The organism is Cupriavidus phytorum (assembly GCF_003254285.1).
GTDB classification, from domain to species: domain Bacteria; phylum Pseudomonadota; class Gammaproteobacteria; order Burkholderiales; family Burkholderiaceae; genus Cupriavidus; species Cupriavidus phytorum.
This window is the reverse complement of the sequence record NZ_QKZN01000018.1, coordinates 14,989-41,358: the sequence shown is the minus strand read 5'-3', so window position 1 is coordinate 41,358 and position 26,370 is coordinate 14,989. Positions and strand designations below refer to the sequence as shown.

Here is a 26,370-nt window from a genome sequence, read left to right as displayed (position 1 = left end):
GCCGGCGCCGCCGCCACTTGCCCACCGGCCCACGGCGCCGGCATTACCCCGGCGGCGCCTTGCGCGTCAGCGCCAGCGCCTCGCGCCGGAAGGTGTGGCCGACCTGGTGGTAGAACGGGTGCGGCGAGAACTGCCGCGAGATGAACGATGCCAGCAGCGACGCCGCAAGCAGGAACACCGTCAGGTCCTGCGTGCGCGTCATTTCCATCACGATCACGCTGGCGGTGATTGGCGCCTGCGTGGCCGCGGCCAGGAACGCCGCCATCGACACCAGCGCCAGCACGCGCGGCTCGGCCATGCCGCCGACGAAATGCGCGACGTTCTCGCCGATGCCCGCGCCGATCGCCAGCGCGGGCGTGAAGATCCCGCCCGGGATGCCGGCGAAGTACGACACCACGGTCGCCGCCAGCTTGGCCAGGCCGAACCACAACGTGGCCTGCGATTCGCCGTTGATCAGCGCCGCGGCCTGCTCATAGCCGGTGCCGAAGGTCGCGCCCGCGGTGGCCCAGCCGAGGATCGCCACCACCAGCCCGCAGCCGAACGCGGTCCATACCGGATGGCGCCCCGGCCAGTCGCGCCACGCTGGCGGCAAAAGCGCCGGCACGCCGCCCTTGAGCGCCTTGGCGAACACGCCGCCCAGCACGCCAGTGACCAGCGCGCACAGCAGCACCGGACCCCAGGCCTCATGCAGGCCGAGCATCGGCACCTTGACCATGAAATACGGGTTGTTGCCCAGCACCGCCAGCGACAGGAAACCCGCGGTCAGCACGCCCGACAGCACCAGGCGGTCCCAGCGCACCGCGGTGCCGCGGCCGAGTTCCTCGATCGCGAACACCACCCCGGCCAGCGGCGTGTTGAACGCCGCCGCCAGCCCGCCGGCCGCGCCGGCCGCGATCAGCGCATTGGGATGGAAGCCGATGCGAAAGCGCAGCTTCTCCTGGCACCAGCGGCCCCACGCCAGCATCGCCGCCGCACCGACCTGCACCGACGGGCCCTCGCGCCCGACCGAGGCGCCGGCCAGCAGCGCGGCCGCGGTCAGCACCACCTTCCACATCGACTGGCGCAACGACACCAGCAGCGTCTGTGCCGGGCCCGACGGCGGCAACGTGACCGCCGCGATCACCTGCGGAATGCCGCTGCCGCGCGCCTGCGGTGCCAGCCGGATGGTCAGCCAGCGCAGCGCGGCCAGGCCGAACGGCAGCATCACGAATGCCAGCCACGGCGTGGCCTGGGTCAGCTGGCGGTTCCAGTGCAGCGCGACCTCGGCGATCCACGCGAACACCAGCGAGAACAACCCGACGCAGCCCGCGCCGAACATGAACACGGCATAGCGCAGCGTGGTGCGCGAGATGCGCCCGGCCTGGCGCGACTTGCGCCACGCCGCCACGCGCGCGCGGCGGCTGATCTGGTTCAGCAGGTGGGGATCGGACGGCGGCGCGCCGGTGTCGGGCTGAGCCTGGGGATCCGGGCTGTCGCCAGGCGTGGCGGACGACGACGAGGCAGGCTTGGGATCGTTGGGGTCGCGATCGGTCATGGCTGGGGCGGGCGCAGGCATCCGGCGGGGCGCGCCCCGCCGCCGTGATGAGCTGGAACTATACGCCCATCGCCAGTTCGTCCCGCCGCGCCCGGCCGGCGCGTCAGTCCAGCGAGATGTTGTTCGCCTTGATCACCTTGCCCCAGTGGGCGCGGTCGGCCTCGAGATAGCGGTCGATCTCGGCCTGGGTGCGCGGCGGCTGCACCAGCAGCCCGAGGGCGCTGAAGGTGGCGCGGAACTGCGGGTCCTTCAGCACGTGGTCGGCGGCGGCCTGCAGCCTGGCCACCGCTTCGGGCGGCGTCTGCGCGGGCACGGCCAGGCCGAACCAGGTGGCGGCCTGGAAGTTGGGATAACCGCTCTCGGCCACGGTCGGCACGTTCGGCAGCACATCCAGCCGGCTGCGCCCGGTCACCGCCAGCGCCTTGAGCTTGCCCGCCTTGATATGCGGCAGCGAGGTGCTGACCACATCGACCATCAGCTGCACGTCGTTGGCCAGCAGCGCCGCCAGCGCCGGGGCGCTGCCGTTGTACGGCACGTGGGTGACGCCGATGCCCAGTTCGGTCTTGAGCATCTCGGTGGCCAGCTGCAGCGCGTTGCCCAGGCCCACCGAGGCGTAGTTGAGCTTGCCGCCCTGGGCCTTGGCGTAGGCCGCGAACTCGCGGATATTGCCGGCCGGCACGCTGGTGTTGGTGACCACCACCAGCGGCGCCTCGGCACCAATGCTGAAGATGCGGAAATCCTTGGGCGGATCGTACTGGATCTTCTTGTACAGCATCGGGTTGAGCACCATGCTGCCGTTGGTCGCCAGCACCATGGTGTAGCCGTCGGCCGGCGCGCGCGCCACGCTGGTGGTGCCGATCATGGTGGCCGCGCCGGGGCGGTTTTCCACCACCACGGTCTGGCCCAGCTGGCGCGACATGCCGTCGGCCAGCGCGCGGCCGAACTGGTCGGTCGAGCCGCCCGGCGTGTACGGCACCACCAGCTTGAGCGGGCGGTCGGGATAGGCCGCCTGCGCGGCGCCGCTCCAGATTGCCAGCGCAAATCCTGCGCCCGCCGCGCCGGCCGCGATCGCGGCGAGCCAGGCGCGCCGTGGCTTGCGTCCGGTGGTCTTGGTCGGTTTGTTCTGCATCGCGTCTCCTCCTGTCGTTATCGGCTTGTGCTTCGCAGTCCCACCGGTGCGCTCAGACGCGGCGCTGGCGGCCTTCCCAGTATCGGTCGCGCAGCCGGCGCTTGGCCAGCTTGCCGGTTTCATCGCGCGGCAGTTGCGCCTCGACCACGATGCTGCGCGGCACCTTGAAGCCGGACAGCCGCTGGCGCAGCCAGTCGATCACCTCGGCCTCGCGGAGCTCGGCGCCCGGCATCGGCTGCACCATGGCCAGCAGACGCTCGCCGTATTCCGCGTCGGGAATGCCGAACACCACGCAGTCGGCCACGCCTGGATAGCGCACCAGTTCGTGCTCGATCTCCGCCGGGTAGATGTTGACGCCGCCCGAGATCACCATGTCCGAGGCGCGGTCGCAGATGAACAGGTAGCCGTCGGCATCGACATAGCCCATGTCGCCCAGCGTCACCAGCCCGTCGCGGTCGATGGCGGCGCGCGCGGCCTCATTGTTGCGGTAGGTGAAGTCGGGGTAAGCGGGCTGGCGCACGTAGACCAGGCCGATTTCGCCCGGCGCGCACTCGCGGCCGTGCTCGTCGAGGATGCGCAGCTGCGCGTCGTCGACCGGCCTGCCGGCGGTGCCCGGCCGCGCGGCGGCATCGGCGGGCGTGGCCACGGTAATCATGCCGGCTTCGCTGGAGGCGTATGTTTCATGGATCACCGGGCCCAGCCACTCCAGCATCGCGCGCTTGACCTCGGGCGCGCACGGCGACCCGGTCGAGGCGACGAAGCGGATCGACGACAGGTCGTACCTGGCGCGCACCTCGGGCGGCAGCTTGAGCAGGCGCACGTACATGATCGGCACCAGGTAGAGCACGTCGATGCGGTGCTTCTCCACCAGTGCCAGCACCTGCTCGGCATCGAAGCGCGGCGTCAGCACCAGGCGCTCGGCCATCTGCAGCGCGTTCTGGATAAACGAGCCCGGCGCGCTGTGGTACAGCGGCGCCGACATCAGCGCGCGGCAGCCCGGCTCCAGCCCGTAGGTCTGGCGCACCACCGAACGCATGCGCGCAAGCTGTTGCTCGAGCCCGTCCAGCGGCAGCGCCTGGCGCACCACGCCCTTGGGCCGGCCGGTGGTGCCCGAGGTGTACGCCATATGGCCGCGCGGCGCCACGCGCGGGCCGTCATAGGCGGGCTGCTGCGCGAGCCACGCTTCATATTCAGTCGCGCCCGCGGCGGGACCGCCCACCGACAGCACCGGCATGGCGGCCGGGACCGCGTCGCGCACCGCGGGCAGCAGGTCATCCTGCGCCAGCAGCACCCTGGCGCCGCTGTCGCCCAGCAGGAAGCGCACTTCCTCGGCGGTGAAGTGCCAGTTGATGGGGCAGTAGTAGCAGCCGGCGATGCGGCAGGCATGGACCACGTCGGCATACACCGGGTCGTTGCGCAGCAGTACCGCGATCACGTCGCCCTCCTGCACGCCGAGCGCACGCAGGCCGCCGGCCAGGCGGGCGCCGCGCGCCAGCAGGTCCTCGCCGCTGCGGTGCATGTCTTGATACCAAAGGTCCGTGGCCATCCGCTGTCTCCAAGCTGGGTTTTGTCAGCCGACCACTGTATCGGCGTAGCCCCGCATCGACAATCAGGCCAGGTGGAATCACAATGTTGCGCCAGACGTGACAATGCTGCAGACAATCCCCGATGGACCTCAACCTGATCCAGGCCTTCGTCGACATCGTCGATGCCGGCAACCTGGCCGAAGCCGGGCGCCGGCGCGGCGTTACGCGGTCGCAGGTCAGCCGCCAGCTGCGCGAGCTGGAACACCAGGCGGGCGCGCAGCTGCTGCGCCGGACCACGCGCCGGCTGGAGCTGACCGAACCCGGCCATGCGCTGTACCAGCACGGCGTGCGCATGCTGCAGGAAGTGGCGTCGGCGCAGGCCGAGATCGACAGCCTGGGCAAGACCCTGCGCGGCCATGTGCGCGTGAGCGTGCCCACCGGGCTGGGCGACGCCTATATCGCCCCGCTGCTGCTGCAGTTCGCGCACAAGCATCCCGGCATCACGCTGCGGGTGTTCTTTGCCAACCGCGTCAACGACCTGATCGCGGCCGAGATCGACGTGGCGCTGAAGGTCACCTCGGCGCCGCCGCTGGACCACGTGGCGCGTGAAATCTGCGATATCCGCTGGCAACTGTATGCATCGCCGCAATATCTCGCCAGGATTGCGCCGGTGCAGGTGCCACCGGACTTGGCCGGCTGCAGCTTCCTGTGCCCGCCCTACCCGCCCCGCCAGTTCCCGCTGTCGCTGTACCGCGACGGGCAGCGCGTGGACGTGGCGCTGACGCCCACGCTGCAGTCCGAACACTTCCTGTTCCTGGCACGAGCCGTGCGCGAAGGCCATGGCATCGGCATGCTGCCGGTCTATATCGGCTGGGAAGAGGTGCGCGCCGGCCATCTGGTGCCGGTGCTGCCGGACTGGCGCCCGGAGGGGCTGGGCAACAAGCTGTTCATCATCACCACGCCCAACCTGCATCCGTCGATGGCGACGCGCGCGCTGATCGGTTTCCTGCGCGAGGAACTGGAGAAGCTCGAGGTATTTCGCGACGCGGTGAAGTAGCCGGCACCGCTGGCCGGTGAACGCACGCTTTCGCAGGTCATGGCATCGGCCCGCCTGCAAACTTTCGATTTGCAAGCTATGCTGCAGCCAGCTTGCAAACCGAAAGCAAGCAGCACACAACGGCGGAGACCCATGCCCCCTACCGATTTCACCGCGATGCCCTGCCCCGTGGCGCGCTCGATGGCCGTGCTGGGCGAACGCTGGGCCATCCTCGTGCTGCGCGAGGCCTTCTACGGCAGCACCCGCTTCGACGAGTTCGAACGCAACCTGGGTATCGCCCCCAATATCCTTAGCGCGCGCCTGAAGACGCTGGTGGCGCACGGGCTGCTGGCGCGCGTCATGCCCGAGGCCGGCGCGCGTCATGTCTACCAGCTGACCGACAAGGGCCGCGACTTCTTCCCGGCCTACGTCGCGCTCAAGGCGTGGGCCGACCGCTGGATGACCGACGACAAGGGACCGCTGACGCTGCTGCAGGACCGCCGCACCGGCACCGAGATTGCCGAGCCCACGCTGACACGCGCCGACGGCAGCGCGATCACGCTGGACGACGTGCGCGTGTTGCCGGGCCCGGGCGCCGGGCGCTTCCTGCGCCGGCGCTTCGGTGATGCCGAGGCCGCCGGGGTCACGGAAGCCGCTCCGGAGACCCGCCATGACTGACACGCGCGCATTGCCTGCCGGCACCCTGCCCGCCGACGCGGTGCCGGCCACCGAAATCGCCCGCCGCATCGGCAAGCTGGCCGGGCCCACCGCGCTGATTGCCCTGCTGCAGGCGGCGGCCCAGCTGATCGAAACCTGGCTGGCCGCGCGCCAGGGCACCGCGGCGCTGGCCGGCTGGGCCGTGGTGCTGCCGTTTGCACTGCTGCTGCAGCAGATGTCGACCGGCGCCATGGGCGGCGGCGTGGTCGCGGCGATCGCGCGCGCGCTGGGCGCCAACAAGCGTGACGATGCCTCGGCACTGGTGATGCATGCGTTGTGGATCGCCGTGATCGCCGGCCTGGCGTTCGCCGTGGCGCTGGCCGGGTTCCCGCGCGCGGTGCTGGGCGCGGTCGCCGGCGCCACCGCCGCCGAAGCGGCCGCCACCTATGCGATCTGGCTGTTCGGCGCGGGTGCGGTCCCCGCCTGGCTGGCCAACACGCTGGCGTCGGTGCTGCGCGGCGGCGGCCGCCACGCGCTGGCGGCGCGCGTGCTGGCGCTGATGTGGATCGCGTTCCCGGCGCTGTCGTGGCTGCTGGCCGAGCCCGCCGGCATGGGCCTGGCCGGCATCGGCGCGGCGCTGGCGGCGGTGTCGTGGGCCGCGGCGCTGGCGATGGCGATCGTGGTCGCGCGCGGCGGCGCGGGCTTCGTGCCGGTGCTGCGGGTGCGGCTGTCGTGGCCGCTGTTTGCGCGCATCCTGTCGGTGGGACTGGTGGCGTGCGCGCTGGCCTCGGTCGCCAACCTGACCACCATCCTGGTCACCGCGCAGCTGCGTCACCATGGCACCGCCGCGGTGGCGGCCTACGGCATCTCGGCGCGGCTGGAATTCCTGATGATCCCGCTCGCGTTCGGCGTGGGCTCGGCGCTGACGGCGCTGGTCGGCCGCGCCGTCGGCGCCGGCGACTGGCATACGGCGCGGCGCACAGCCTGGGTGGGTGCACTGCTGGCGCTGGCCATCGCCGGCACCGCCGGCGCCGCCGTCGGCATGGCGCCGGTGCGCTTTGCCAGCCTGTTCACCCATGACCCCGAAGTGATCGCCATCGCCGCGCGCGCGCTGTCATGGGTGGGGCCGGCATTCGGCGGCTTCGGCCTGGGCATGGCGCTGTACTTCGCCTCGATGGGCGCGGGCCGGATGCGCTGGCCGGTGGCGGCCGGGCTGTGCCGGATCGCGCTGGCCGCGGGCGGCGGCTGGTTATTGGCCAATGTGTTCGGGATGGGGTTGGACGGCCACTTCCTTGGGGTGGCGCTGGGGATCACGGCGTATGGCGTGGTGACGGCGCTGGGGGTAAGGCAAGGAGAATGGTCGGCACGGTAGCATGCGCGCCAACCCCTGTCGGTTTGCTGCCATCTCGCGTGTGCAGGAGATGGCAGCGCCTGCGTCAGGTGAGGTCAGACTGCAGAGGTGCGCACACGTAGACAGCTCCTGCTATCTCGCCAGCACCTTCGCATCTCCCTGCATTCCAGCCTCGCGCACAGCCTGCGGCACCGACGGCCAGCCGCCGCCCAGCGACTTGTACAGCGCGGCGGTGCTGGTCAGCGTGTCCACCTGGCCCTGGATCACCGCCAGTTGTGCGTTGAACAGCTTCTCGCGGGCATTGGTCACTTCAAGGTAGCTCGAATAGCCGCCTTCATAGCGCGCGAAGGCCTGGTCCGCATAGATCGTCAGGCTCTTTTCCTGCTCGCGCAGGCTGCCAAGGCGGGTGCGCGTCTCGGTGCCGTTGGCCAGCGCGGTGTTGACGTCGGCCAGTGCCTCCAGCACCGTGCGCTGGTAGGCCAGCATGGCCTGGTCGCGCTGCGCCGAGGCCGTCTGCACCTGCCCGCGGATGGCGCCGCCCTGGAACACCGGCTGGGTCAGGCCGGCGCCGAATCCCCACACCTGCGAAGCGCTGTGCCACAGCGCCCCCGGCGTGCTGGCGATGGCTCCGAACAAGCCGCTCAGGTTGACCGCCGGCAGGTACAGTGCCTGCGCCGCGCCAAGTTGCGCGTTTGCCGCGATGGCCGACTGCTCGGCCTGCAGCACGTCCGGACGCCGCGACAGCAACGTGGCAGGCATGTCGGCGCCGATGGACGGCGCCTGCAAGGCGGTTACCGCCTTGCCGCGCTCGATCGGCCCGGGCTCGCGCCCCATCAGCACCGACAGCGCGTTCTCGGTCTGCGCAATGGCGGTGCGCAGCGGCGGGATGGTGGCCTCAGCCACGTAGAAATCGTTCTCCGCCTGCGCCAGCTCCATCTGGGAAATGACGCCGCCCTGGTACCGCTGCCTGAAGATATCCAGCCCGTCTCCGCGCGAAGCCAGCGTCTGCTTTGCGACGTCGAGTTGCGCATCGAGCCCCCGCAACGTCGCATAGCCCTGGACCACCGACGCCGCCAGCGACAGCACCACTCCGCGGCGGGCATATTCCGCGTTCCACAGGCTCGCCTCGGCCGCCTCGGCCTGGCGGCGGATGCGGCCCCACAAGTCAAGTTCCCAGCTCGCGTTGGCCAGCAGCTGGTAGGTGTTGCGCGGGCCGTCGAGCCCGGCGAAGGGCGTGCCGTTGAACGTGCCGAGGCGCTGGCGCGCGGCCGATGCCGACAGGTTCACCTGCGGAAAGAAGCCCGAGCGCGCCACCATCAGCTGGCCGCGGAATTCGTCGATGCGCGCGGCCGCAATGCGCACGTCAAAGTTGCTGGCAAGGGTCTCGTCCACCAGCGCGGTCAGCACCGGATCGTTGAACTGGTTCCACCAGTCGCTGTCGGCGGCGATCGCCAGCGGGCCGGTGTCGATGCGGTACTGGGCCACATCCGGCGTCGCCGGCCGCTGGTAATCAGGGCCGATGGCGCAGCCGCCGAGCACGGCCGCCGCGCACGCTCCCAGCATCCACGCACGCGGGCTCATGATGGTTCTCCGGCCGGTGGCCTGGCTGGAGGCGGGCCGTCGCCCGGGGTCGGCGCCGCACCGCCCGCCGCCTTTTCCCTGGGCTTGCGCTCGGCCAGCACCTCCAGCCCCCAGAAGAACATCGGGATAAAGAACAGCGCGATCACCGTGGCCCCGAGCATGCCGCCGATCACGCCCGTGCCCAGCGATTGCCGGCTCGCCGCCGAGGCGCCGCTGGCGATGGCGAGCGGCACGCAGCCCAGGATGAAGGCCAGCGAGGTCATGATGATCGGCCGCAGGCGCAGCTTGGCGGCGTGAATGGCCGCGTCATAGGCGCTGAGGCCTTCCTTCTGCCGCATTTCGACGGCGAACTCGAAGATCAGGATGGCGTTCTTGGCCGCCAGCGCGATCAGCACGGTCAGCCCGATCTGGAAATAGACATCGTTGAGCATGCCGCGCATCAGGATGGCCAGCAAGGCGCCAAACAAGGCGAACGGCACCGCCAGCAGCACGCCGATCGGCAACGACCATTTCTCGTACTGCGCCGCCAGGATCAGGAACACCATCAGCAAGGCAAAGGCGAAGACATAGACCGCCGTGGATCCAGCGGTCTTTTCTTCATAGGCCTGCCCGCTCCAGGAATAGGCGTAGCCGATGCCGAGCACCTCCTGGGCGGTTTCCTCCATGGCCGCGATGGCCTGCCCCGAGCTGTAGCCCGGCGCCGCGTCGCCCATGATCTTGGCCGCGGGGAAGTTGTTGAAGCGCGTGACGATGTCGGCGCCAGGGACGTACTTCGTGGTGGTCACCGCCTTGATCGGCACCATCTCGCCCTTGTGGTTGCGCACATAGACATTGTCCAGGTCCTCGGGACGCGAGCGGTACTTCGGCTCGGCCTGCAGGATCACCTGGAACAGACGGCTGTTCTTCGGGAACTGGCTCACGTAGAGCGAACCGAACATGGTCTGCAGCGCGGAGTACACCGCCTCGACCGGCACGCCCTGGGTTTCCGAGCGTTCCCGGTCCACCTCCACCATGAACTGGCGCGAGCGCGAATTGATGGTGGAGTTGACGCCCGTCAGCTCCGGCCGCTGGCGCGCCCTGGCAATAAACTGATGCACCTTCTCCTCGAGCTGCTGGTAGGTACCGTCCGCCGTGCTCTGCAGCCAGAACTCGAAGCCGCCGGTGGTGCCCAGGCCCGGGATCGAAGGCGGGTTGATGGGGATGACCGCGCCGTCCTGGTAGGTGGAGAACTCCTTCTTGGCCTTGAGGATCAGGTCCTCGGCGCTCTCGCCGTCGCCGCGCTCATCGAAGCCCTTGAGCGTGACGAACAGCGTGCCTGCATTGGCCTTGTTCTGGGAATCGATCAGGCTGTAGCCGTCCACCGTTGCCACCGAGGACACGCCGGGCTGCCCGGCCAGCCATGCTTCCGCGCGCGACGACAGGTTGCCGGTGCGGTCCAGGCTGGCGGCATCCGGCATCACCACGGCCCCGAACAGGTAGCCCTGGTCCTCCACCGGCAGGAACGACCCCGGAATGCGCGTGAACATCAGCACGCTGACGGCGATCATCGCGAGGATGATTGCAATCGACATCACGGTACGCTTGATGACGACCTGCAGCGACCTGTCATAGCTGGCCACCAGCCGGTCAAACGAATTGTTGAACCAGGTGAAGAAACGGTTCTTCTTGTGTTCTCCGGGCTTGAGCAGGATGGCTGCCAGCGCGGGCGACAGCGTCAGCGCGACCACGCCCGAAAGCACCACCGACACCGCGATCGTGATGGCAAACTGCTTGTAGAGCTGGCCGGTAATGCCCGACAGGAATGCCACCGGGATGAACACGGCCAGCAGCACCAGCACGATGGCGACCACCGGGCCGCTGACTTCGTCCATGGCCTTCTTGGCAGCCTCCTTGGGCGGCAGCTTGAACTCGACCATGTTGCGCTCGACGTTCTCGATCACCACGATGGCATCGTCCACGACGATGCCGATCGCTAACACCATGCCGAACAAGGTCAGCATGTTCACCGAGAAGCCGAATGCGCTCATGCCGACAAAGGCGCCGATGATCGACACCGGCACGGCAAGGATCGGCACCAGGGTGGCGCGAAAACTCTGCAGAAACAGGTAGACCACCAGGATCACCAGGATCACGGCGTCGCGCAACGTATGCACCACCTCGTCGATCGACTCCTGCACAAAGGAGGTGGTGTCCAGTGCGATCTCGTATTCCAGTCCCGGCGGGAAACTCTTCTTCAGTTCCGCCAGCGTGGCCCGCACCTGTTTGGAAACGTCCAGCGCGTTGGCGCCGGGCTGCTGGTAGACCGCCATCAGCGTGGCCGTCTTGCCCTTGTAGCGGCTGCGCAGCGAGTAGTCCTTGGAGCCAAGTTCGGCGTGCCCGATGTCCTTCAGGCGCACCAGCGCGACGTCGCCGGACTGCGCGCGCAGGATCATGTTGTCGAACTCGGCCGGCTCGGTCATGCGGCCTTTGGTGGCGATCGGAAAGGTCAGCTGGACCGCGCCGTCGGTGGGTGACTGCCCGATGCGACCCGCGGAGAACTGCTGGTTCTGGTTGGCCACCGCATTCTTCACATCCTCGGTGGTGATGCCCAGCGAAGCCATGCGGTCCGGCTTGAGCCAGATGCGCATGGCGTAGTCCGGACTGCCGAAGATGGACGACTGGTTGGCGCCCGGAATGCGCTTGAGCGCGTCCAGCACGTAGATGTTGGCGTAGTTGCCGACGAAGGTCTGGTCGTAGCTGGCGTCCGGCGAATAGATGGCGATCACCATCATGAACGCCGAAGAACGCTTCTGCACCGATACGCCCTGCGAGGTCACGGCCTCCGGCAGCGTCGGCAGCGCCAGGTTGACGCGGTTCTGCACGTCCACCTGCGCCAGTTCCGGATCGGTGCCGATCTCGAAGTACGTGGTCAGCGTCAGGTCACCCGTCGATGAACTGGTCGAGTTCATGTACATCATCCGGTCCGCGCCGTTGACCTGCTGCTCGATCGGCGCGGCGACGTTCTGCGCGACCACTTCCGCGCTGGCGCCGGGGTACCTGGTGGTGACGGTGATCGACGGCGGCGTGATGTCCGGGAACTGGGCGATCGGCAGCTTGGTCAGCGCCACCAGCCCGCCCACGGTGATGACAATGGAGACCACCGACGCAAAGATCGGCCGATCAATAAAAAAATGGGCAAGCTTCATGGCTTGCCTCCCGCGGTGGCGACGGCGGACGCCGGCGCGGCCGCCACGCCGCTGGCCGCGGCGGGCGCTGCGGCGGGCCCGGCCTGCACCGCCTTGACCGGCGCCCCGGGCGCCAGCCGCAACGTGCCGCTCACGGCGACCCGTTCACCCGGCTTCAGCCCCGATCGCACCACCCAGTTGTCGCCGGTCCACTCGCCCACGTCCACCACCCGCTGCTGCACCTTGTTGTCAGGACCGACGACCCATACCGCCTGGCCGCGCTGGGTCTGCACGATCGCCTCCTGAGGCACGGCGATGGCCTTGGCGCGCTTCGCGCCATGCACCTTCACGCGCACGAACTGGCCGGGCCGCAGCACGCCTTCCGGGTTGGAGACCTCGGCGCGGACCAGGTAGGTGCCGGTATCCGCGCTGAACGACGCGTCGGCAAAGGCGATGCGCCCGTGGTTGGGGAATGACTTGCCGTCCGCCAGCACGACCACGACATCGAACGCATCCTGCTCCGGGAACCTGATGGCGCCCGATTCACGGTCGGTGCGCATCTTCAGGACTTCGTTCTCGGACAGGCTGAAATTGACCCACATCGGATCCAGCTTGGCCACATAGGTAAGCAGGCTATTGGTGGTGTCGATATAAGAGCCGGCCTGCCGCTTGGCAAAGCTGGACAGCCCCGCCACTGGCGACTTGATCGTCGTATAGCTCAGGTTGAGCCTCGCACTGATCACGTTGGCACGTGCCCCTTCCACGGCGGCGGCGGCGGCCTGGGCCTTGCCGGTGGCGTCATCGAGGTCGCGCTGGCTGAGGGCGTTGCGCTCGGCCAGCGGGCGCACGCGCTTGAGGTCGGCCTGGGCCGTCACCAGGCGCGCCTGCTGCTGCGCCAGCTCTGCCTCCGCGGCCTGCAGGGTCGCCTCGAACGGCTTGCGATCCATCAGAAACAGGGTCTCGCCGGCCTTGACCAGTGCGCCTTCGGTATAGACGCGCTTGTCCAGGAAGCCATTCACCCGCGCCCGGATTTCCACCTGCTGCGAGCTCTGCGTCTGCCCGACAAAGTCGAAGACGATCGGCACATCGCGCAGCGCCACTGTCATGACGCCGACCTCGGCCGCGGGCGGCGCGGCCGGCGCGGCTTTCTCCTTGCCGCATCCGGCCAGTGCCAGGACAGGAAGCAGCCACAGCGCGCCGCGCCAGTTGAACACGCTTTTCACAGGACCCCCCACCAGAGATTTGTTGCGTTGCCGTAGCGCGGCCGAAGCGACCGGCGTTGCAGTTGCCAGGCCCATCGGGTGCACCTTTCCCCACCCCTTTCCTCCGGCAGAGTAAGGCCGGGCCCAGTCAGCGCCAATTCAATCTTTCTTGCGCACGTATTAAGTCCTTTCGAGCCGCGTCACGCGCGCGCCATCGCTTTGTTCTGCGCCCGCCGTGCAGTGTCCGGACAGCGCTCGCCGCAGCGGCGATCAGCGCCGGAACCCGCCATGAAAGCCACCGCCGCGCAAGCCTCGGCCGCCAAATCCGCCCCCCATGCCGCCACCCATGCCGCCGCGCCCTTGCCACTGCTGCGCGGCAGCGCTGAAGCGCTGCTGGCCCAACTCGCGCGCCTGGCGCTGCTGGTCCAGCCGGCCGGTGACCTCGTTGCCGGGCTGTACCGGCTCCCAGCCGCCGGGGGTGTGCTTTTGCCAGCCGTTGTCGGTGTGCTGGTACACGGAGCCGTCGTGGCCGGCATATACGTTGCCGTTGTTCCATACCACCGCGTTGTTCTTGTCCGGGTTGGCCACAAAACCGCGGCTGCCCGCGGCATGCTGGCCGGTCTGGGTGTTGCCGGCGATGCCGGCCTCGGCGGCGCCGACGCGGCCGGTTTGGGCGTTGTACCCCGCCGCCTGCCGTCCTGCGGCATAGTCGCCGGTGTAGGTGTTGCCGGCCACGCCGCCGCGCGTCGCGCCTTCGCGCCCGGTCGACGGGTTGGCGAAGGCGCCCTGGTGCCCAGCCGCATAGTTGCCGGAATAGGGATTGAACGCGGCGCCGCGGCTGCCCTGGTAGCGCGCGCCGGTGGCCGGGTTGTAGCCGGCGCCGGCGGTACCGCGCCATTCGGTGCCGGTCCAGGCGTTCCAGCCCTGCGCATGGGTGACCGTGCCCTGGCCCCAGCGGCCGTAGAAGTTGGCCTGGTTCACGTTGACGTAGTTCCAGTTGTACGGGCCGCCCCACCAGTACGGGCCCCAGTACGGCGACGCCGCCCCCCAGAACGCGCCCGCGGCGAAGCCGAAGGCAAATCCCTCGGCCACGCCGATGCCGAAGCCGGCGCCGTAGCCATAGGTAACCGGATAGCCGTAGTAGACCGCGCCCACGTAGGGCGGATAGACATAGCCTGTGCCATAGACCACGGTGCCGTCGGCGCTCACCACCACGCCCATGTAGCCGGGCGTGTAGCCCACCACCACGGTCTGCGGCGTGACCGCGTAGATGCGCACGTAGGTGACGTAGTACACCGGCGAGGTCGGCGGGATGGTATAGATCGCCGACGGCACTTCGGTGGCAACCTGCCACGGGCCGGCGGGCGCCGGCGCGGTGAACCAGACGCCGTTGGCTACCGCGTAGTAACGGCTGCCATCGACCTCGATCACCGGCGTGCCGGTATTGACCGCGTAGCTGAGCGAAGTGCCGGTGATCGGCACGAAACGCGGCACGCCGTCATACGCGACCGTCAGGCTCGCCTTGCTGCGCGACACCGTGGCGGTCTGCGGGATGGTGGCGGCGATCTCGGCCTCGCGCGCCTGCGGCGTGCCCGGCACCGAGACCAGCACATTGGCCTTGGGATCGGTGGGCGGGATGCGGGCGAAGTCCGCCGGCAGCCGGCTGCCTGGCACGTATTGCCACGGCCCGGTCAGCATCGGCGCGCGGAACCAGCGCCCCGAGACCAGCACGTAATACTGGTTGGCGGCCGGATCGACGAAGACCGCATGGTCGGCATTGGCCATGGTCAGCAGGCCGACGCCGCTGACCGGCGCCATCTGCGGCGCGCCGCTGGTCACCACCAGCTCGGTCGGCTGGGTGGCAAAGAGGATGGCCGGGGCGCGGGCCGGGCGCTTGCCATCGGCGGGCAGCATCGCATCGGGCTTCATGCTGGCGGCCGCCTTGGCGGCTGCGCTCTCCAGCGCCTTGGGCACGGTGGTCAGCACCTCCCAGGCGCCGCCGGCGGATTCGGAGCGATACCAATAGCCTGCCGCCTTCAGCAACAGCTCGCCGCCGGGCGCGCGCAGCAGCAGCGCGCGGCTGTTCAGCGCGCGCTCGTACGCCGTTCCGGGCACGGTGCGCCAGGCGGGCTCGCCATCAACCAGCACCAGCAGCGTCGGCGTGGTTGCAAAGAAGATCTGCGGCGCTTCATTGCGCACCGCGACGCGGCCGGCTTTCGCGATTTGCTGCGACACCGCATAGCTGGCCTGAAGCTGGTCCAGCGGCACCGTCAGCCCGTTGGCCGGCAGGCGCGACACCAGCGCCTGGCGCACGCGGTCAGCGGCGTCGGGCTGCGTCGGCACTTCGACGCTGTCGACCGTGATCCGGCTCAGCTGCACCAGCCCGGAGGGCTTGTCGATATCGCCGGTGGCCGAGAAATGGACCACGCCGTAGGTCGGCGCGCCCGCCTTGTCGCCCACCGCCACGGCGGCGCGCCCGGACAGGCGGTTGCCGTCCCAGGTCTCGATCTGGGGCTGGTACAGCTCGACATGGTCGGTGGCCGCATCAAAATTGCGCGGCCAGGTCAGGGGTGCCGTGGCGACCGCCGCCGCCGCCGCCGACGACGACTTGGCCGGCGTGGCGGCCTGCGCGGCGAGCGGGGCCAGTGCCAGCCAGGCCGCCGCGACCAGCGCGCTGGTCTGCTTGCTGGTCTGATTTATCCGAAACAACATGGGTTTCTCCGGTAGGGCGCCACCTGCCGGCTGCCGGCACGCGGGCAGGATGCTGCACAACAGGCGGCCCATTGGGCGAATCTAGAGTAGCCCGTCAACACGAACAATCCGATTTGAAAACATTCAGGATGCGCCAGAAAAAAGACAGATCAGCCGCCGGCACCAGGCCGTGGACCGGGGCGCCCTTGAAGCGTCCCGGCACGGCCTCATCTCTGTTCACTCCACCCTGCATCCCCGCCCATGCCTCCACGCACCACCATCCTGACCGCTGCGTTCGTCACGGCCCTGCTGCACGGCTATATCGGGCTGCGCCTGCTGCCGGCGATGCCAGTACCGATGGTGGTCAAGGCGCTGGCGGTAGCCTGGCTGGCCCTGTCCTGCGCGCTGCTGCCGGCCGGACTGCTGGCGCGGCGCGTCAGCCAGCCCTGGTCGGACCTGGTGTCCTGGATCGGCATGCTTGCCATGGGATTCTTCTCATCGCTGCTGGTGCTGACGCTGGTTCGCGACGTGGCCCTCGCCGCCGCCTGGCTGGCGGGGCAACTGCTGGGCTGGCGCGCGCCCGTCCTGGCTGCCGGCAGCGCCGTGGCAGTGCCGCTGCTGGCCTTGCTGGTCACGCTGGCGGGTTATGTCAATGCGCGCCGGCTGGCGCGCGTGGTCGAGGTCGACGTGCCGGTGCAGGGCCTGCCCGATGCGCTGCACGGCTTCACCATCGCGCAGATCAGCGACATCCATGTCGGCCCCACCATCAAGCGGCCCTACCTTGACCGCATCGTCGACCGCGTCAACAGCCTGCAGGCCGACGCCGTCGCCATCACCGGCGACCTCGTCGACGGCACCGTGCGCGAGCTGTCGGCCCACACCGCACCGCTGGCCCGGCTGCAGGCGCGCCACGGCACCTACTTCGTCACCGGCAACCACGAGTACTATTCCGGCGCACAGCCGTGGATCGACGAACTGCGCCGCTTGGGCGTGCGCGTGCTGATGAACGAGCACGTGGTGCTGCGGCACGACGGCAACGCGCTGGTGCTGGGCGGCGTCACCGACTACTCCGCCGGCCGCTTCCACGAAAGCCACCGCAGCGACCCGCAGCGCGCCATCGCCGGCGCCCCCGCCGACGCCGGCGTGCGCGTGCTGCTGGCCCACCAGCCACGCACCGCGCCCGCGGCGGCGCAAGCGGGTTTCGACCTGCAGCTGTCGGGCCATACCCATGGCGGCCAGTTCTGGCCGTGGAACCTGTTCGTGCCGATGCAGCAGCCGTACACCGCCGGCCTGGTGCGGCATGGATCGCTGTGGATCTATATCAGCCGTGGTACTGGATATTGGGGCCCGCCGAAGCGGTTCGGGGCGCCGTCAGAGATTACGCGGGTGAGGTTGGTGCGAGCCAACTAGGACACTGCCGCAGGAGACGAAGCCTTTGCGCGCGGTCAGTGCGCAGCAAAAAGCCCCGCTCAATTGAGTCGGGGCTTTTGCTTTGCTTGAAGCGGAGTGCTTATCGCTACCGGCGGGTGCTTCACCGCACGATCGGCTTGTACCGGATCCGCTTCGGCTTGGCCCCTTCCTCGCCCAGGCGCTTCTTCTTGTCCGCCTCGTATTCCTGGTAGTTGCCGGGGAAGAACTCGACATGCGAGTCGCCCTCGAACGCCAGGATGTGGGTGGCGATCCGGTCCAGGAACCAGCGATCGTGCGAGATCACCATCACGCAGCCGGCGAACTCGAGCAGCGCGTCTTCCAGCGCGCGCAGCGTTTCCACGTCGAGGTCGTTGGACGGTTCGTCCAGCAGCAGCACGTTGCCGCCGGCGATCAGCGTCTTGGCCATGTGCAGGCGGCCGCGTTCGCCGCCCGACAGCGTGCCGACCTGCTTCTGCTGGTCGCCGCCCTTGAAGTTGAAGCGGCCGATATAGGCGCGCGACGGGGTTTCGTAGCGGCCCACGGTCAGCACGTCGGCGCCGCCCGAGATTTCCTCGAACACGGTCTTGGTGCCGTCCAGCGCGTCGCGGCTCTGGTCGACGAAGGCCATCTTCACGGTCGGCCCGATCTTGATCTCGCCGCTGTCCGGCTGCTCCTTGCCGGTCAGCATCTTGAAGAAGGTCGACTTGCCGGCGCCGTTCGGACCGATGATGCCGACGATGGCGCCCGGCGGCACCTTGAAGCTCAGGTTTTCGATCAGCATGCGGTCGCCGAAACCCTTGCTGACGTTGTCGAACTCGATCACTTCGTTGCCCAGGCGCTCGCCCACCGGGATGAAGATTTCCTGGGTTTCGTTGCGCTTCTGGTATTCCTGGCTGTTCAGCTCATCGAAGCGCGCCAGGCGCGCCTTGGACTTGGCCTGGCGGCCCTTGGGGTTCTGGCGCACCCACTCCAGTTCCTTGTGCAGCGCCTTCTGGCGCGCCGATTCGCTGGCCTCTTCCTGCTTCAGGCGCGCTTCCTTCTGGTCCAGCCACGAGCTGTAGTTGCCCTTCCAGGGGATGCCGTGGCCGCGGTCCAGTTCCAGGATCCACTCGGCGGCGTTGTCGAGGAAGTAGCGGTCGTGGGTCACGGCCACCACGGTGCCGGGGAAGCGCGTCAGGAACTGCTCCAGCCAGTCGACCGATTCGGCGTCGAGGTGGTTGGTCGGTTCGTCCAGCAGCAGCATGTCGGGGCGCGACAGCAGCAGGCGGCACAGCGCCACGCGGCGCTTTTCGCCGCCGGACAGGTGCTCAATCTTCGCGTCCCACGGCGGCAGGCGCAGCGCGTCGGCGGCGATTTCCAGCTGCAGCTCGACGTTGTTGCCGTCGCTGGCGGCCAGGATGGCTTCGTACTTGGCCTGATCGGCGGCGAGCGCGTCGAAGTCGGCGTCCGGCTCGGCGTACGCGGCGTAGATTTCATCGAGCTTCTTGCGCGCCTCGAACACGCCGCCCAGCGCTTCTTCCACCGACTCGCGCACGGTCTGCTCGGGGTTGAGCTGCGGCTCCTGCGGCAGGTAGCCGATGTTCAGGTTCGGCATCGGCGTGGCCTCGCCCTCGATTTCCTTGTCGAGGCCGGCCATGATCTTGAGCAGCGTGGACTTGCCCGAGCCGTTCAGGCCGAGCACGCCGATCTTGGCGCCCGGGAAGAACGACAGCGAGATGTCCTTCAGGATGTGACGCTTGGGCGGAACGATCTTGCCCACGCGATTCATGGTGAAAACGTACTGTGCCATGGGTGCGTGTTGGTGATGGTGCTGGAGTAGGTGCGGGAATGGCGGAGTGTATCAGGCACGCCGGCGCGCGCAGCCCGGGCCCGGCCAGCTTTGGCCTGCGCCGGTACAATACCAGGTTCGTCTTTCCGCTGATTTTTCAAGCCATCGCCATGAGCAAACCCGCCCTGACCCTGAAGTTCAAGTGCAAGAAGTGCACCAAACCCGTCACGCTGTACCTCCAGAAGACGTCGGCGTGCTCGCACATCACCCCGTACCAGGGTTTCTGCAAGTGCGGCGAAATGATGCGCCATGCCACCGGCGACAAGGACGCGGTCGAGTCCTTCGTCAATTCGCTCGACAACAGCTGGATGCACCACCATCACCACCACCACTGAGCCGGCCACCGTGGTGAACGAGAGCTGGCGTCCCGCCGGCAAGGACCCGATGCGCTTCCTGGGCGGCTATCCGCCCGGCGTGCTGGAGCAGGTGCGCGAACTGGTCGCCGCCGGCCGGCTCGGCGACCATCTGGCCCGCCGCTACCCGGGGCGCCACACCGTGCAGACCGACCGCGCGCTGTACGAATACACCACGGAGATCAAGCAGGAATACCTGCGCAGCGCGCCGCCGCTGCACAAGGTGGGGTTCGATGCGCGCCTGGATTCCGCCCAGCGCGCGCTCGGCCTGCACACCGCGATCTCGCGCGTGCAGGGCGGCAAGCTCAAGGCCAAGAAAGAGATTCGCGTCGCCTCGCTGTTCAAGGAGGCGCCGCCGGAGTTCCTTCGCATGATCGTCGTGCACGAGCTTGCCCACCTGAAGGAAAGCGAGCACGAGAAGGCCTTCTACCGGCTCTGCGAATACATGGAGCCGCGCTACCACCAGCTCGAGTTCGATACGCGGCTCTACCTGGCCTGGCGGGAGCTGGAACGCGCAGCCCCCGCCGGCGGCATCGATCCTCGCGCTCAGGCGTCGCAGGCGTAGCGGAACGACCCGTTCAGCGTCCTGGGCAGCACCAGCGTGCGCAGGTTGGCCGCCTGGGCCTTGGCGCACAGCCCGGCGCGCGTGGCGGCGTCCCGGTACTTGGTGGCGTATTCGATCTGGAACACCGGCTTGCCCTGCCCCGTGAACGCGGTATAGGCACCGCACTCGCGGTACTGGAAGCACTGCTCGTTGATGGCGAAGTCAAAGCTCGCGGCCAGCTCGGCCACCTGCGCCACGTCGTTCTTCAAGCCCACCGCCAGCCCGCGCGCATGCGCCTCCGCCGCCAGGAAGCGGTTGTAGTCGAGCTGGGTCTCGGCCGTCAGCGGCAGGCCGGGGCTGTTGGTATAGCCGTCGACATTGTCCGGATCGACCGCATCGCAGCCCTTGCTGACCGCCAGGTCCATGCGCGCCTGCATGATGCGGCGCACGTTGGCCGAGCGCGTATCCAGCCAGCGCTCGCCGGCCCAGCCCGACAGCGGGGCGCCCTGGTCCGCCTCGGTGAACTGGTTGAAGTCGGGACGCCAGTCCTCGGAACTGCCCGCCGAGAAGTAGCAGATCACGCGCCGGCCCTGCGCCTTGAGCGCGTCGATGGTGGCCTGCGGCGTGTCGAACAGGTCGAAGTCATAGGCGGTCACCGCATAGCTGGTATTGAGCCTGCCGGTCAGCTGGATCTGCCAGGTATCGGTGAGCGCCGGGGCCCAGCGCGTGGTGGCGCTGGTGGTCGCTTCGGTGATGGACCGCGTCGTGGCCGCGGCCGTCGGCGACACCATCTCGGTCTGTCCGCCGTCGCCACCGCAGCCGCCCAGTGCCAGGCTCAGCGCAACCGACAGCAGCGCCGCGGCCTGCTTCGCATCGTTGCCATGCATATGTTCTTCTCCCCTTCCCTGTGATGAACCCCGTTCGAAGCGATCGGCCCTGTTGTCGATATGCCGCGGCGGCCGGGCCTGCCGCTGCGGTCCCCGCAATGTAGCGGATTCAGGGCCTGGTCCGGAATGCAGGCCGGCCCCACTGTTCGTGCGGCGCAACACATGATGCGCTTGACCCATGCCGAGGCGCTATGTATAAAGAGCGCGTGGGTAGAAGCGGTCGATTGGACAGCAGCGGTGCAATGCCGCGACGTCCAACTGGAGATTGCTCACTGACGGAGTGTTTCGTCGGTGGCGCAATGGTCCAGACGCTCCCCTGACAAAGACTCCCGATCGCAGCATGCAAGGCCGGCCCCGCGGCGTTGTTCGCGCGCGCCCGCCGCATGCGTGTCCAACCTAGTCATTGTTAGGGGATCTCCCATGATCATCGACACCAGCTGTTATCCGACGAACCTGGTGGACCTGGCCTGGCGCCACGACGGCGACCCGTTCACCGGCGAGCGCCTGATCCAGATGATGGACGGCCCATTTACCATCAACGGCAAGCCGCGCCGCATCGACAAGGCCTTTATCCAGCCGCCGCAGGGCAACACCATCTACACCTACACCGACGGCGTGAAGTCGGGCAGCGAATCGATCGACGCGTACATGGCGTACACGGTCGAGATGGTGCGGAAGTACCCGGACCGCTTTATCGGCTGCTTCGTCTACAACCCGCGCTGCGGCGTGCAGAACGGCGTCAACGCGATCGAGCACTACGTCAGGAAGCTGGGCTTCAAGATGGTCCAGTTCCAGGCCAACATGCACGCCTACCGGCCGGACCGCGCGCTCGACTGGCTGCGGCCGGCTCTGCAGAAATGCGCCGAACTGGGCGTGCTGGTCAAGCTGCATACCGGCGATGGTCCCTACAGCATCCCGACCGAATGGGTGCCGATGATGAAGGAGTTCCCGACGGTGAACTTCATCATGGCCCACTTCGGCGTGCAGACCGGCGGCGTCTACTGCTTCGAGCCGTTCCAGATGGCGATGGACATGCCCAACGTGTACTGCGAGTCGGGCTGGTGCCTGCAGTCGCGCATCGTCGAGTTCGCCAAGGTGCTGCCCAAGCACAAGATCCTGTTCGGTTCCGACACCCCGCCCAACGAACCCGGCATGTGGCTGCGCCTGTTGGAGGTGCTGTGCTTCGAGCCGCCCCAGGGGCTGAACCTGGATGAAGACACGCTCGAGGACTACCTCGGCAACAACGTCGCCCGGATGATCGGCCTCGAGCCGACGCCGGTGCCGCGCACGCTGGAAGAAGCGAAAGCGCGCCTGGCCGCATAAGGTCCGCACCCGCGCCAACGACAACGGACTCCGGAGCACCCGACATGATTATCGACACCCACCTGCACCCGACCAACCTGGTCGACGAAGCCTGGCGCCACACCGGCGAGCCCTTCAACGGCGAACGCATGCTCAAGATGATGGACGGCCCCTACATGATCAACGGCAAGCCGCGCCGCATCGACATGGGCTTTATCCAGCCGCCGCCGGGCAACACCGGCTACCGCGACGGCAACCGCCGCGGCCGCGAAGGCATCCGCGACTACATGGCGTATATCGCCGAGCTGTGCCAGAAATACCCCGACCGCTTTATCGGCAACTTCACCTTCAACCCGCGCTGGGGCCCGGAAGAAGGTGCGCTGGAGCTGGAATTCCACGTCAAGGAGTACGGCTTCAAGATGCTGAAGCTGCATGCCAACATGCACGGCTACCGGCCCGACCGCGCGCTCGACTGGCTGCGCCCGGCGATGAAGGTCTGCGCCAAGTACAACGTGGTGGTGCTGATCCACACCGGCGACGGCCCGTACACGATCCCGACCATGTTCTACCCGATCATCCGCGAATTCCCGATGGTCAATTTCATCATCGGGCATTTCGGCATCCAGACCGGCGGCAACTATTCGTTCGAGGCGTTCTGGATGGCGATGGACACGCCCAACGTCTACTGCGAATCGGGCTGGTGCTTCCAGTCGCGCATCGTCGAGTTCGCGCGCCAGCTGCCGCGCGACAAGATCGTGTTCGGCACCGACACGCCGCCCAACGAGCCCGGCATGTGGCTGCGCGAGCTGGAAATGCTGTGCGGCCCCGCGCCGCAGGGCATGGACCTGGACGAGGATGGGCTCGAGGACTACATGGGCAACAACATCGCCCGGCTGGTCGGCATCGAACCCACCGCGCCGCCCAGGACGCAGGAAGAAGCGCTGGCGCGGCTGAAGGATACCTACGCCAGCACCCGGTAGTCGCTAGCTGTTCGGCAGGCAGGCACGGCACGGCGGCCGGGAACATTCCCGGCCGCCGGGGCAGCCTTCGCCCTGGCCCACCCTGACCCCAGGAGCCGATCCATGAACTCACCCGCAGCGCCCTTCGTTCCCGCGACCCCGGCGACGCCGGCGCGCCAGCCTTTCCACGACACCTCGCAGGACTTCCACCAGTTCCTGGCCGCTTACCGCGAGGCCTTTCCCGAAGACGTGCTGCAGATCCGCGAGCGGGTCGGCGCCGACCAGGACCCGACCGCCCTGGTGTGGGCGCTGGCGGCGCAGGGCCGCCATCCGGCCCTTCTCTTCGACCATGTAGAAGGCCTCGGGACATCGCTCGCCACCAACCTGTTCGCCTCGCGCGAGCGCGTGGGGCGCATGCTGGGCGGCGTGCCGCCCGCCGGCATCCATGCCGAGTACCAGGCCCGCAGCCGCCGCATGGTCGCGCCGCGCGTGCTGGACAGCGGCGCCGTCACCGGCCACGTCGAGACGCAGCACATCGACCTGCGCACGATCCCGGCAATCCGGCACTTCGCCACCGACCGCGGTCCCTACATCACCAACGCGATCCTGATCGCGGAAGACCCCGACAGCGGCATCGGCAACGCCAGCTACCACCGCTCGATGCTGCATTCGCCGACCGAGATCGCCACCAGCCTGCATTCGCGCGGCCACCTGTGGCGCATGCAGCAGCGCGCCGCCGAACTGGGCCGCCCGTTGCCGGTGGCCATGGTGATCGGGGCGCATCCGCTGTTCATGCTGGCCGGCGCCGCGCGGCTGCCGTTCGGCGTGGACGAGCGCCATGTCGCCGGCGGCCTGTTCGGCGCGCCGCTGGAAGTGGTACGCACGCCGCGCCACGGCATCCTGGTGCCGGCGCATGCCGAGATCGTGCTCGAAGGCGTGATCGATCCCGAGGCCCGCGTCGACGAAGGCCCGTTCGGCGAGTTCACCGGCTACTCATCGGACCGCTCGACCAACAACCTGCTGCGCGTGCAGAGCGTGATGCGGCGCACGGACGCGTGGCTGGTCGACGTGGTCGGCGGCAACTCGGCCGAGCACCTGAACCTTGGCCGGATCCCGCGCGAATCCGAGATGGTGGAGAAGCTGCGCGAGCGCTTTCCCGGCGTCACCGCGGTGCACTACCCCAGCTCCGGCACGCATTTCCACGCCTACGTGGCGCTGCGCCAGAGCCGCCCGGGCGAGGCCCGCCAGGTGATGCTGGGCCTGCTGGGCTGGGATCCGTACCTGAAGACGGTGGTGGCGGTGGACGAGGACGTCGACATCACCCGCGACGAGGAGGTGCTGTGGGCCATGGCCACGCACCTGCAGCCGCACCTGGACGTGGTGGTGGTCGACGGCCTGCCCGGCAGCGCGCTCGATCCGTCGGCATCCGGTGTCGGCACCACGTCACGCATGGGGCTGGATGCGACGCGCGGGCCGAATTTCGACGGCATTCGCGCGCGCATCGACCCTGCCGCGATGACACGCGCGGCCGCGCTGCTGGCGCGCCTGGAGCGTGCGGCATCCCACGTGCCGTGAGGCGCGGCTCAGGGATAACCCGCTGAAAACGGTGGATTCATCGTTTCACCCGATCGATAAATCCACCGCGAACGTTGTACCTTCCCTGCGCCGCTGTCATGCTGGACTGACAAGACAGGACAGGCGCGGGCTTCGCACGAGAGGATGGCAAGACCATCCCGCAAGAGGAAGCGCCGGCACCTTGGCGACACGTTAGCGCAATGCGCAACCGGCGTGATACCGACCAAAGGAGACAGCATGAACCCCACCCTGCCTACGCAAGGGAATGCCGCCGCGCATCCCGTCGACGAGGTCCTGCCCCCGCCGCGCCTGCTGGCGCTGGGCCTGCAGCATGTGCTGGTGATGTATGCCGGCGCCATTGCCGTGCCGATGATCATCGGCGGCGCGCTCAAGCTGCCTAAGGACCAGGTGGCCTTCCTGATTGCCGCCGACCTGTTCTGCTGCGGCCTGGTGACGATGATCCAGAGCATCGGCATCTGGAAGGTCGGCATCCGCCTGCCGGTGATGATGGGCGTCACCTTTACCGCGATCGCACCGATCATCGCCACCGGCTCCAATCCGTCGCTGGGCCTGCCGGCGGTGTTCGGCGCGGTGATGGTGGCGGGCGTCTTCACCTACTTTGCCGCGCCCTATGTCGGCAAGATGGTGCGCTGGTTCCCGCCGGTGGTGACCGGCACCGTGGTGCTGGTGATCGGGGTCTCGCTGATGCGGGTCGGCATCAACTGGGCGGCGGGTGGCAATCCCACCATCAATACCGCGGCCGGTCCGGTGCCCAATCCCAGCTTCGGCCTGCCGGTGAACATCGCCATCGCCACCGCGGTGCTGTGCACGGTGCTGGCGCTGGTCGCGTTCGCGCGCGGCTTCCTGTGCAACGTGGCGGTGCTGATCGGGATTGCGGTGGGCTTCGTGATCGCGCTGGCGCTGGGCAAGGTTAGCTTCGACGGCCTGCACAACGCCCACTGGGTTGAATTCATCACGCCCTTCCACTTCGGCTGGCCCACCTTCGACGCCATGACCGCGGTCACGCTATGCGTGGTGATGATCGTGATCATGATCGAAGGCGTGGGGCAGTTCCTGGCGCTGGGCGAGATCGTCGGCCGCCCGGTCGACTCCGAAGACCTGGCGCGCGGCCTGCGCGCGGACGGCGTCGGCGCGCTGGTGGGCGCGGTGTTCAACACCTTCACCTACACCTCGTACGCGCAGAACGTCGGGCTGGTGCAGGTCACCGGCGTGCGCAGCCGCTGGGTCTGCGCCACCGCCGGCGGCATCCTGATCGTGCTGGGCTGCCTGCCCAAGCTGGCCTTCTTCGCGGCGTCGATCCCGCAATACGTGCTGGGCGGCGCGGCGCTGGTGATGTTCGGCATGGTGGCGGCCACGGGCGTGCGCATCCTCGGCCATGTGGACTTTGTCGAGAACAAGAAGAACGCCTACATCGTCGCAGTCAGCGTGGCGCTGGGCATGATCCCGCTGGTGTCGGACAAGTTCTTCGCGCAGATGCCGGAGCTGCTGGCCAAGTTCTGCCAGAACGGCATCCTGCTGGGCACGCTGGCCGCGGTGCTGCTGAATCTGCTGTTCAACGCGCGTTCGCCGGCCCCCCAGCCCCACGGGCTGGCCAAGGAACCGGCATGAGGTAGTTGCTGC

19 protein-coding genes are annotated in these 26,370 nt (G+C 68.4%); 10 read left to right on the top strand and 9 right to left on the bottom strand.

The window, feature by feature from the left end:
• Positions 1-43: 43 nt before the first annotated feature.
• From C7416_RS27150 to C7416_RS27140, 3 genes are all read right to left on the bottom strand, one after another.
• Positions 44-1,534: a chloride channel protein gene (locus tag C7416_RS27150; protein WP_111521746.1), complete on the bottom strand. Its 1,491-nt coding sequence runs from the start codon at positions 1,532-1,534 to the stop codon at positions 44-46.
• A gap of 103 nt (positions 1,535-1,637) precedes the next feature.
• Entirely contained in the window at positions 1,638-2,663 is a 1,026-nt protein-coding gene (locus tag C7416_RS27145; RefSeq protein ID WP_111521745.1) for a Bug family tripartite tricarboxylate transporter substrate binding protein, read from the bottom strand.
• 52 nt (positions 2,664-2,715) lie between these two features.
• Positions 2,716-4,209, bottom strand: coding sequence for an acyl-CoA synthetase (locus C7416_RS27140; RefSeq protein ID WP_111521744.1), 1,494 nt, complete (start codon positions 4,207-4,209; stop codon positions 2,716-2,718).
• Between the two features lie 122 nt (positions 4,210-4,331).
• Here C7416_RS27140 and C7416_RS27135 point away from each other — a divergent pair, with 122 nt between their 5' ends.
• From C7416_RS27135 to C7416_RS27125, 3 genes are all read left to right on the top strand, one after another.
• Complete coding sequence (locus tag C7416_RS27135) at positions 4,332-5,246, top strand: LysR family transcriptional regulator (RefSeq protein WP_111521743.1); 915 nt, start codon at positions 4,332-4,334, stop codon at positions 5,244-5,246.
• Positions 5,247-5,378: 132 nt separating this feature from the next.
• On the top strand, positions 5,379-5,903 hold the full coding sequence (locus C7416_RS27130) for a winged helix-turn-helix transcriptional regulator (RefSeq protein WP_111521742.1): 525 nt from the start codon (positions 5,379-5,381) through the stop codon (positions 5,901-5,903).
• Positions 5,896-7,254: an MATE family efflux transporter gene (locus C7416_RS27125; RefSeq protein ID WP_111521741.1), complete on the top strand. Its 1,359-nt coding sequence runs from the start codon at positions 5,896-5,898 to the stop codon at positions 7,252-7,254. The genes C7416_RS27130 and C7416_RS27125 overlap by 8 nt, the downstream gene beginning before the upstream one ends.
• 111 nt (positions 7,255-7,365) lie before the next feature.
• On the opposite strand, the gene C7416_RS27120 is transcribed toward C7416_RS27125, so the two are convergent.
• From C7416_RS27120 to C7416_RS27105, 4 genes are all read right to left on the bottom strand, one after another.
• Positions 7,366-8,814 (bottom strand): efflux transporter outer membrane subunit, encoded by a 1,449-nt coding sequence (locus C7416_RS27120; RefSeq protein WP_111521740.1) that lies wholly within the window; start codon positions 8,812-8,814, stop codon positions 7,366-7,368.
• Positions 8,811-11,999 carry an efflux RND transporter permease subunit gene (locus C7416_RS27115; protein ID WP_111521739.1) on the bottom strand — a complete coding sequence of 1,063 codons (3,189 nt, stop codon included), beginning with the start codon at positions 11,997-11,999 and terminating at the stop codon, positions 8,811-8,813. Before C7416_RS27115 ends, C7416_RS27120 begins: the two co-directional genes overlap by 4 nt.
• Positions 11,996-13,201, bottom strand: a complete 1,206-nt coding sequence (locus C7416_RS27110; protein ID WP_111521738.1) for an efflux RND transporter periplasmic adaptor subunit — start codon at positions 13,199-13,201, stop codon at positions 11,996-11,998. Before C7416_RS27110 ends, C7416_RS27115 begins: the two co-directional genes overlap by 4 nt.
• A gap of 249 nt (positions 13,202-13,450) precedes the next feature.
• Positions 13,451-15,892, bottom strand: a complete 2,442-nt coding sequence (locus tag C7416_RS27105) for a carbohydrate-binding family V/XII (RefSeq protein ID WP_111521737.1) — start codon at positions 15,890-15,892, stop codon at positions 13,451-13,453.
• A gap of 240 nt (positions 15,893-16,132) precedes the next feature.
• On the opposite strand from C7416_RS27105, the gene C7416_RS27100 reads away from it, so the two are divergent.
• Positions 16,133-17,281: a metallophosphoesterase gene (locus tag C7416_RS27100; protein WP_111521736.1), complete on the top strand. Its 1,149-nt coding sequence runs from the start codon at positions 16,133-16,135 to the stop codon at positions 17,279-17,281.
• Between the two features lie 121 nt (positions 17,282-17,402).
• Here the strand turns inward: C7416_RS27100 and ettA are convergent, their stop codons facing one another.
• Positions 17,403-19,070: an energy-dependent translational throttle protein EttA gene (gene ettA / locus C7416_RS27095; RefSeq protein WP_018005229.1), complete on the bottom strand. Its 1,668-nt coding sequence runs from the start codon at positions 19,068-19,070 to the stop codon at positions 17,403-17,405.
• Positions 19,071-19,219: 149 nt separating this feature from the next.
• Here ettA and C7416_RS27090 point away from each other — a divergent pair, with 149 nt between their 5' ends.
• Complete coding sequence (locus tag C7416_RS27090; RefSeq protein WP_010812270.1) at positions 19,220-19,444, top strand: hypothetical protein; 225 nt, start codon at positions 19,220-19,222, stop codon at positions 19,442-19,444.
• A gap of 49 nt (positions 19,445-19,493) precedes the next feature.
• Positions 19,494-20,027, top strand: a complete 534-nt coding sequence (locus C7416_RS27085; RefSeq protein WP_111521784.1) for a M48 metallopeptidase family protein — start codon at positions 19,494-19,496, stop codon at positions 20,025-20,027.
• On the opposite strand, the gene C7416_RS27080 is transcribed toward C7416_RS27085, so the two are convergent.
• The gene (locus C7416_RS27080; RefSeq protein ID WP_111521735.1) at positions 20,009-20,893 is read right to left on the bottom strand and encodes an endo alpha-1,4 polygalactosaminidase; all 885 of its coding nucleotides are present in this window, start codon (positions 20,891-20,893) and stop codon (positions 20,009-20,011) included. The two genes, C7416_RS27085 and C7416_RS27080, sit on opposite strands and share 19 nt — an antisense overlap.
• A 420-nt stretch (positions 20,894-21,313) precedes the next feature.
• On the opposite strand from C7416_RS27080, the gene C7416_RS27075 reads away from it, so the two are divergent.
• The 4 genes from C7416_RS27075 (at position 21,314) to C7416_RS27060 (ending at position 26,358) form a co-directional block, all read left to right on the top strand.
• Positions 21,314-22,216, top strand: coding sequence for an amidohydrolase family protein (locus tag C7416_RS27075; RefSeq protein WP_111521734.1), 903 nt, complete (start codon positions 21,314-21,316; stop codon positions 22,214-22,216).
• Positions 22,217-22,260: 44 nt separating this feature from the next.
• Positions 22,261-23,175, top strand: a complete 915-nt coding sequence (locus C7416_RS27070; RefSeq protein WP_012354043.1) for an amidohydrolase family protein — start codon at positions 22,261-22,263, stop codon at positions 23,173-23,175.
• A gap of 102 nt (positions 23,176-23,277) precedes the next feature.
• Positions 23,278-24,729, top strand: a complete 1,452-nt coding sequence (locus C7416_RS27065; RefSeq protein WP_111521733.1) for a UbiD family decarboxylase — start codon at positions 23,278-23,280, stop codon at positions 24,727-24,729.
• A 237-nt stretch (positions 24,730-24,966) separates the two neighbouring features.
• Positions 24,967-26,358: a nucleobase:cation symporter-2 family protein gene (locus C7416_RS27060; protein ID WP_111521732.1), complete on the top strand. Its 1,392-nt coding sequence runs from the start codon at positions 24,967-24,969 to the stop codon at positions 26,356-26,358.
• Positions 26,359-26,370: the final 12 nt, after the last annotated feature.